Source organism: Avibacterium endocarditidis, assembly GCF_002921145.1.
GTDB lineage: Bacteria > Pseudomonadota > Gammaproteobacteria > Enterobacterales > Pasteurellaceae > Avibacterium > Avibacterium endocarditidis.
This window is the reverse complement of sequence record NZ_PQVI01000116.1, coordinates 1-3,511: the sequence shown is the minus strand read 5'-3', so window position 1 is coordinate 3,511 and position 3,511 is coordinate 1. Positions and strand designations below refer to the sequence as shown.

At 37.7% G+C, this 3,511-nt stretch carries 3 protein-coding genes and 1 pseudogene; 3 read left to right on the top strand and 1 reads right to left on the bottom strand.

Annotated elements, in window-relative coordinates; translation table 11 throughout:
• Positions 1-102, bottom strand: a pseudogene (locus C3Z13_RS08745) (IS1595 family transposase); the annotation flags it as partial.
• Between the two features lie 107 nt (positions 103-209).
• On the opposite strand from C3Z13_RS08745, the gene C3Z13_RS08740 reads away from it, so the two are divergent.
• The 3 genes from C3Z13_RS08740 to pgaB form a co-directional block, all read left to right on the top strand.
• Positions 210-785, top strand: a complete 576-nt coding sequence (locus C3Z13_RS08740) for a PgaA family protein (protein WP_103855659.1) — start codon at positions 210-212, stop codon at positions 783-785.
• A gap of 31 nt (positions 786-816) precedes the next feature.
• Entirely contained in the window at positions 817-2,196 is a 1,380-nt protein-coding gene (locus tag C3Z13_RS08735; RefSeq protein WP_103855658.1) for a PgaA family protein, read from the top strand.
• Positions 2,183-3,511 (top strand): poly-beta-1,6-N-acetyl-D-glucosamine N-deacetylase PgaB (gene pgaB / locus C3Z13_RS08730; protein ID WP_245872607.1); only part of this gene is annotated, 1,329 nt, incomplete at its 3' end. The genes C3Z13_RS08735 and pgaB, both read left to right, overlap by 14 nt.

Sequence of the window (3,511 nt, the reverse complement as noted above, 5' to 3'; positions counted from 1 at the left end):
ATCTAGCAAATTTGCTGCCGTTCTTGCAGTAACTTCTGCGATAAAAAACTCCAGCAGTTTTTTCTGTATAGATTTCTTTAATTTACAATGTGTTATCTTCATTTTTGTAGTATAGCATTGTTGCTAATCTACTACAGCCCCTAAAATTTTATACCGCTCTACGCAGACGCAATCCACAAAACCCTGCGGGTTGGTTAGGAAGTGTGTTAGTGGAAACGGAATTGGGACAATATCAATCTGCCCAAGCACATTTAGCGCGTTATCGACAAAAATTCGGTAATGACGCGAGTGCGAAAGAAGCCCAAACAATCTTGCTCGATAAAACTCAACCTGATTTAGCAAAATTAGGGCGTTGGCAAGATCAACTAAAACAGGACCCTTCAAATCATAAACTTGCGTTAGAATTATATCGTCTTGCCTCTCGTAATCGAATCTTACCGTTACAGCAATCTTTAATGGCACAATACCCCGCTCTGTTTAATACAAAAGACAAAACCTGGGCAAAACATAGCGAAATTATCGCAAACTCAAAAGGCGACAATATTTCTGACCGCACTTTTCAGCAAAACTATGACAAACTTAGCAAACTCTTATCGACAATTGATAGAGAAAATCCACTATATCAATTAGCCTTGCAAGATCGCTTAGTGCTAGCAGCAAAATTAAACCGTTTAGATTGGGTGAAGGAAAATTATACAGCGCTAGGACGACTTGGCAAACCAATGCCCGCTTATACTAAAGAAGCTTATGCAGATACTTTATTAGCAAGCGGCAGCTCAAGCTAATCAGCCAGTACGTTCATCTTTACTGTTTAAATTGATCAATGCATCAAGTGATGCGGGTTATTTTGATCAAGCACAGAGTTACCTTTCTAGAATAAATCCAGCGCCTTTCATTAATGATTACACTCGCACGATGCGGATCATAAATCCTGAAGTTGATCAGCGTTTCTTTACTCACGTTAATTTAATGAATTGGCGTGGAGATAAACAAGGCGCAGCTGACATTTTACAAGCACGTTTAAATCACGCGGGCGGTGATGCTTGGGCAATACTTGCTCTTAGTGAAATTGAGTGTAGTCGCGGTAATTATCAAAAAGCATTAAATTTAACGAAAAAAGCAAGTGCGTTTTTGCAATCCCAAGATCAACTGTTTGTTAAACAAAACCAAGCTTATACTGCCTTAGAACAGGAAGATTGGCATTTAGCGAGTAAATTGGTAAATGGCTTTAATGCTGAAGAAAAAGTACGCTCAAAAAATCTATTAGAACAATATGAATTGCGTCGCTCAGCACGTTTTATCGCTAATTTTAACATACAGCATCAAACACCAAATGCAAAACAAAGCGATGAAATCACACAAGATTATATGCTTTATTCAGCGAAAACTGAAATGGGGCATTCTGCCTATGTACATTACTTAATTACACAATCGCCAACTAATGAAGACAAAATGCGTCAACAACGCGCTGGTGTTGGTGTTGGTGTTGGTGTTGGTGTTGCATTAAATTTTTATCCGCTAATGTTGAACATAGAAGCAGGAAAAGGAATTCAGTTAAATAATAAAGCCTATTACAGCGCTAATTTATCTTATGAAATCAATGATAATTGGCAGTTCGGATTAAATGGCAATATCAACGGTAGTAGTTTCCCTGTAAAAGGTATAAAAAACGGTATCTATACAAAAGATTTTGGAGTGTTTGTTACTTATAGCTATAACGATCGTTTCCTGCTTGGAATTAACATAAACCAAATGAATTTTGATGACGGCAACCGCCGTAAATCTCTCACTACTTGGGCTGGTGCAGAAGTATTTAAACACGATCGTTGGAAACTGACTGCTAATTTCCGTTGGGATATTCAGCACAACCACTTGATAGCTGATGCCGATGATTATAATCCTGAACGAAGCCGTAATTTAGAATTGACGACAAATTTGAGCTATTACCAGCCATTAAATTATGGGGTAGCATTTACTCACCATTTAAAAACTGGGGTTGGACGTTTTGCTCAAACAGAGCATAGTAGCCAGAATTCTTGGTCAGTAGCTTATGGTCACGAATGGCGTTTAGGTAAACGTATTTCAGTCTCTTACCAACTAGGGCGTAAAAAAATATTTATGATGGCGAAGCTGAATTTAATAACTTCGCAAATCTCGGTTTCTCAGTATTATTTTAGGACTTATGATGTTTTTTAAGAAAATTTCTCATGTTTTTTTGACCGCTCTTTCATTTACTGCTGTAGCAGTAAATGCTTTTGCGGCAACAGATTATAGTGTATTGGCTTATCATTCTGTGATTGATGAATCAGCCCCTGCAAAAGAACAGTTTTATGTGCCACAAACCATTCCTGCAAGTACACTAATTAATCAATTTAATTGGTTAAAAGAGAATGGTTATCACGTTATTAGTTGGCAACAAGTAATAGATGCTGAGCAAGGAAAAGGGGAATTGCCTGAAAAAGCTGTTCTACTTACCTTTGATGATGGCTATGAAACAATGTACAGCACAATCTTTCCATTATTGAAAGCCTATCATTATCCTGCGGTATTTGCCCCTGTAACTAGCTGGATAAGCACCCCAGCAGGAAGTAAGGTAGATTATGGTACGAAACAAAAACTGGATCGTTCAGCTTTTACTACTTGGAATAAAATTCGTGAAATGCACGAAAGTGGTTTAGTAGAAATAGCCTCTCATACGCACGATTCTCACCATGGTGTATTGGCTAATCCTGCTGGTAGCCAGCTTCCTGCAATGATTGCACCGATCTACCAAAATGGGAAATATGAAACAAGAGAACAATATCACAATCGTATTCAAAAAGATCTACAAACATCAGTGGATTTAATCGCCCAATATACGGGACAAAAACCACGTGTTATGGTTTGGCCCTATGGACAATTTACTGACGCTACGGTCAATGCCGCAATGCAAACCGGAATGACACATCATTTTTCTCTTGATGCAGAAAAAATTAATCAGGTTGGTGATAAACATATTGGGCGCTTATTACTTGATGCAGAAACAGATTTAAATACCATTGCGAATTACTTGAATGGACGACGTGATAACCAAAAAGTGCAACGTGTTATTCATGTAGATTTAGACTATGTTTATGATCCAAATCCAGTACAGCAAAAGAAAAATTTTGATGCTTTAATTGAACGTGTACATCGTTATGGAGTAACAACGGTATATTTACAAGCCTATGCTGATGAAGACGGTAATGGTGTAGCAGATAAATTATATTTCCCTAATCGTTATTTGCCTGTAAAAGCGGATCTGTTCAGCCAAGTTGCTTGGCAACTAATGATACGTACTCACGTTAATGTTTATGCTTGGCTGCCGACTTTTGCTTTTGATTTGCGCAATTCGGATCAACAAGTAGATTATATTGTGGACAATCGGACAGGAAAACCAGCCCCAAATCATTATTTACGTTTATCGCCATACAGCAAAAAAAATCTGCAAATTATTCGTGATATTTATAACGATCTTTCATTTTATGCCAAA